This window comes from Mycobacterium sp. (assembly GCF_049280035.1).
GTDB lineage: Bacteria > Actinomycetota > Actinomycetes > Mycobacteriales > Mycobacteriaceae > Mycobacterium.
This window is the reverse complement of record NZ_JBAPPI010000653.1, coordinates 1-3,469: the sequence shown is the minus strand read 5'-3', so window position 1 is coordinate 3,469 and position 3,469 is coordinate 1. Positions and strand designations below refer to the sequence as shown.

General features: G+C 62.8%; 4 protein-coding genes. 2 read left to right on the top strand and 2 right to left on the bottom strand.

All coding sequences use genetic code 11. From position 1 onward, the window contains the following. Positions 1-973 (top strand): acyl-CoA dehydrogenase (locus tag WAN71_RS21005; RefSeq protein ID WP_422227179.1); only part of this gene is annotated, 973 nt, incomplete at its 5' end. On the opposite strand, the gene WAN71_RS21000 is transcribed toward WAN71_RS21005, so the two are convergent. Further along, positions 974-1,594: a TetR/AcrR family transcriptional regulator gene (locus WAN71_RS21000; RefSeq protein WP_422227178.1), complete on the bottom strand. Its 621-nt coding sequence runs from the start codon at positions 1,592-1,594 to the stop codon at positions 974-976. A gap of 95 nt (positions 1,595-1,689) precedes the next feature. Here WAN71_RS21000 and WAN71_RS20995 point away from each other — a divergent pair, with 95 nt between their 5' ends. Next, positions 1,690-2,880 carry an aromatic ring-hydroxylating oxygenase subunit alpha gene (locus WAN71_RS20995; protein WP_422227177.1) on the top strand — a complete coding sequence of 397 codons (1,191 nt, stop codon included), beginning with the start codon at positions 1,690-1,692 and terminating at the stop codon, positions 2,878-2,880. Here the strand turns inward: WAN71_RS20995 and WAN71_RS20990 are convergent. Continuing rightward, the coding region (locus WAN71_RS20990) for an aldehyde dehydrogenase family protein (protein ID WP_422227176.1) at positions 2,877-3,469 on the bottom strand (593 nt) is incomplete at its 5' end. The two genes, WAN71_RS20995 and WAN71_RS20990, sit on opposite strands and share 4 nt — an antisense overlap.

Below are 3,469 nucleotides of genomic sequence, written 5' to 3'. Positions count from 1 at the left end.
CGGCATCGCGCAAATGTTCAGGATCATCGAGTATGCGCGGATGATGGTTGGTACCAAGGCCATTGGGACATTGTCGACGGGTTACCTGAATGCGTTGGAATACGCCAAGACTCGAGTCCAGGGAGCCGACCTCACCCAGATGACGGACAAGACCGCGCCGCGAGTCACCATCATGCACCATCCCGATGTGCGTCGAGCGCTGATGATGCAGAAGTCCTACGCCGAAGGCCTGCGCGCGCTGTATCTCTACACCGCCGCCCACCAGGACCCGGCGGCGGCCGCCGTGGTGTCGGGCGCCGACGCTGAGTTGGCGGAACGGGTCAACGATCTGCTGCTGCCGATCGTGAAGGGTGTGGGCTCGGAGCGGGCCTATCAAACTTTGACCGAGTCGCTGCAAACCTTTGGTGGGTCCGGCTTCCTGCAGGACTACCCCATCGAGCAATACATCCGCGACGCTAAGATCGACAGCCTCTACGAGGGCACCACCGCGATCCAGGCACAGGACTTCTTCTTTCGCAAGATCATTCGCGATCACGGCGAGGCGCTGCAACACCTGGTTGCACAGATCGAGGCGTTCATCGAAAGCGACGACGCCCGCCCCGAACTCGCCGACGCCCGCAAGCAGCTGACCACCGCACTCGACGATCTGCAAGGTTGGGTCAACACCATGACCGGCTACCTGGTCGATTCTCAACAGAGCGCCCGCGAACTCTACCGGGTGGGCCTGGAGTCGGTACCCTTCCTGCTCGCCGTCGGTGATCTGTTGATCGGATGGCTGCTGCTGCGGCACGCCGAGATCGCGCTGGCAGCACTCGACCGCGATCCGAGCGCGGCCGATCGGGCGTTCTACAACGGAAAAGTCGCTGCGGCAAACTTTTTCGTCAAGAACGTGTTGCCGCGGCTGACTGCTGATCGCGGAATCGCGGCAAATGTCGACCTGGCGGTCATGGATCTGCGCGAAGAAGCGTTCTGATCACACCCTTGTAGTCGACGGGTCGATCTCGACGGCAGCGGCGACTTGTCGCCAAAGGACTTCGACGACCCGGTCGGGCCGCGGCCGCGGTGTGCGGCCCAGCGCGGCAACCATTACCCGCTGCATCGCGCCGAACATCGCCGCGCCGGCCAGTTCGGGATCGATGGATGACGGTAGTTCGCCACGCTTCTGGCCGCGACGAATGCTGGCGGCGGCATGTTTAACGACGCTGTCAATGTGCCGGTTCTCGGTCAACGCGACCTCGGGCTCGCGAGATAGGTGGGTGTAGATGACGACAGCGGCCGGATCGGTGTAGTGGAAGTGCACGCCCTTCTCGAGGCGGATGCGCTCGTGCTGCGCCCAGGTGCCAAGATCGTCGAGATCGAGGTCAAGAACCTCGATGCGCAGACGGTAGTAGAAATCGTCCAGCACCGCGCTGACGAGTCCCGCTCGCGACCCGAAGTAGCGGTTGACCAGGCTCGGCACCACGCCAGCCGCCTCTGCGACCCAGGCGATTTCGATGTGACCATCGTTGGCGACTGCGATGTCGCGGGCACAGACGAGTAGCCGTTCGCGCGTCGCACGCCCCTTTTGGGTCCTCGGTTCGGCGGTAGTGATCACGCGGATAGCTTACCTAAAAGAGAATTGACGTCAATTCATTTTTAGCCTAGCGTTCGTGCTGAACCGCTGACATCGAACCACTCGGGAGGCACGCCGTGAGTCCCTTGACAAGGCCGCTGGTCGCCGACGATTTCGAGATTGTGCGCCGCGTACTCGCTCATATCGACGCGGGGACGACCGATGAAGGTGAGGCGTGGCGCGAACCGGTGGAAAACTACCTCGACCCAAAACGATTCGAGGATGAACTGCGGTTGCTGCGCTCGCTTCCCAGCGTGTTCGTTCCGTCGGCGACCATTCCGAACCCAGGCGACCATGTCGAACGCGTCTGCTTCGGTACGCCGTTGTTCGCGGTTCGTGGCAGTGATCGGCGGGCACGGGTATTCCGCAACGCCTGCCGTCATCGCGGGATGGCCCTGGTTGAGGGCAGTGGATGCTCGCACGCGCTGGTCTGCCGGTACCACGGCTGGACTTACCGTCTCGATGGCTCACTTGCCCATGTTCCGCACGCGGACGCCTTCCCGGATTTGAACATCTCGACGCGCGGCCTGGTCGAAGTCGCCAGCAGTGAGGCCGATGGTCTCGTCGTCATCGGCCCGCTGGACCCCGATGCGGTGCAGCCCCCGTTGCGGGAGTGCGCCGAGGACGCAATGGCGGCGCTGACCGAAGGCAGTCCGTGGCGCGACAAACTGTCGCCGGCCCAGCGGCACGTTGTCGGGGGGTCTGCGGTGCTGAACATAAATTGGAAGGTGCTCATCGAGCAATTCCTGGAGGGCTACCACATTCGCTCAACGCACCGTGAGACGTTCTTCCCGCTACAGTACGACGATCTCAACGTGGTGGAAACGTTCGGTCCGAACAGCCGAATTACCTTCCCATACCGCAATATTGAAAGACTTCGTCACCGCCCGGAGTCGGTGTGGACTACCAAAGAGCGGATGACGTTCGTCTATCAGCTGTTCCCGAACGCGATGATAGCGACGTTTCCGGATCAGGTGATCGTGGTCGTGGTCGACCCGATCGATATCGACCACTCGATGATTAACACCCATACTTTCGTCACGCCCGAGGTTGAGGAAGCGGCGCTGATCGCGGTCGCCCAACAAGACGGCCCCAGCAGCGTGCCCACCCTGGTCGAGCGGGGCACGTTGGAGGACAACGAAATGTCGGTCGGTGTGCAGCGCGGCTTGCGCGCGGGGGCGAATGCGTTCGTGGAGTTCGGACGGCATGAATGTGCCATCGGGCACTTCCACGCCGCCCTCGATCAACGCCTCGCGCTGCTTCGCTAGCTGTCGATGGTGTAGCCCATCGGCATCAGCACGCTCTTCTGCTGGGTGAAGTGCTCGACGCCCTCCGGCCCGTTCTCGCGACCGATGCCGGAGTTCTTGTAACCGCCGAACGGACAGCACGGGTCGAACGCGTACCAGTTGATCGCGTAGGTGCCGGTGCGGATCTGCTTGGAGATCTCGATGCCGCGCGGCACGTCGCTGGTCCACACGCTGCCGGCCAGTCCGTACGCCGAATCGTTGGCGATCTTGATCGCGTCCTCTTCGGTGTCGTAGGGAATGATGCTCAGCACCGGTCCGAAGATCTCCTCCTGCGCGATTGTCATGCTGTTGTCGACGTCGGCGAACACGGTCGGCTGCACGTAGAAGCCGTCGTCCAGTCCTTCTGGACGTCCGCCTCCGCACACCAGTCGCGCACCCTCTTCAATGCCTTTGGCGATGTAGCCCTCGACGCGGGCGCGTTGCTTCTCCGAGATCAGCGATCCGATCTGGGCGGCCGGGTCCGACGGCGTCCCGACCGGCAGCGCTTGCGCGAAAGCGCCTACGGCGTCGACGATTTCGTCGTAGCGCGACCGTGGAGCCAGGATGCGGG